This window comes from Oleiphilus sp. HI0128, assembly GCF_001635365.1.
The window spans coordinates 1-1074 of sequence record NZ_LWGG01000025.1 but is presented as its reverse complement, the minus strand read 5'-3'; the positions used below and the strand labels follow the sequence as shown (position 1 = coordinate 1074).

The window sequence follows — 1074 nt, the reverse complement described above, 5'->3', positions numbered from 1 at the left end:
GAAAAACACTGACACCTGAGCTGGCAAGTGATCAGGGTGATACTGATCTAATATTGATTGATTTGGCGAATGGTCAAAACCGATTGGGTGGATCGGCTCTGGCACAGGTTTATAAGCAAATGGGTGCCGTCACGCCAGATGTCGACGACCCGGAAGATTTAAAAGCTTTCTTTGCTGTGATTCAGGGTTTGAATCAAGATGGCAAATTGCTGGCTTATCACGATCGTTCTGATGGCGGCTTATTTACAACCCTGGCGGAAATGTCATTCGCTGGGCGTGTAGGTGTTGACGTTAAGCTGGACTTGTTGGCTGAAGACTCCAGCCACTTCGCGCGAGAACTTTATAATGAAGAGCTAGGTGCAGTCATCCAGGTTAAGCAAGGTGATACTGAAGAGGTTCTTCAGCAATTCACTGCTGCGGGCTTAGGTGAGCATACGCTAGTAATTGGCCAGACCAACGAAGACGATAAGATTCGTTTTGCTTTTGATGGTCAGTCAGTTATTGAGGAATCTAGAGCTTACTATCAGAGAATTTGGGCAGAAACGAGCTATCGAATGCAATCGGCACGTGATAATGCCGAGTGTGCTCAAGAAGAATACGATACATTACTGGATGAAAAAGACCCTGGCTTGAACGCTAAACTAAGCTTCGATCCGAACGAAGATATCGTTGCGCCTTATATCAATACTGGTGCCAAGCCAAAGGTTGCGGTACTGCGTGAGCAGGGCGTTAATGGACAGATAGAGATGGCAGCTGCCTTCACCAAGGCAGGCTTCTCAGCCGTTGATGTTCATATGAGTGATCTCTTGGCTGGCAGAACAGCCTTAAGTGATTATAATGCGTTAGTCGCTTGCGGCGGCTTCTCTTACGGCGATGTTTTGGGCGCTGGTGATGGTTGGGCCATATCGCTCTTGTTTAATAGCAGCGTGAGAGATCAATTCTCCGCCTTCTTTGAGCGGCAAGATACTTGAGCGCTTGGCGTTTGTAATGGCTGTCAGATGATGTCTAATCTTCGTGAGCTGATTCCTGGTTCAGAGCATTGGCCTCATTTTGTGCGCAACCGTTCTGAGCAGT

At 47.6% G+C, this 1074-nt stretch carries 1 pseudogene; it reads left to right on the top strand.

What is annotated here, in order from left to right:
• Window positions 1-1074, top strand: a pseudogene (locus tag A3763_RS00470) (phosphoribosylformylglycinamidine synthase subunit PurQ); the annotation flags it as partial.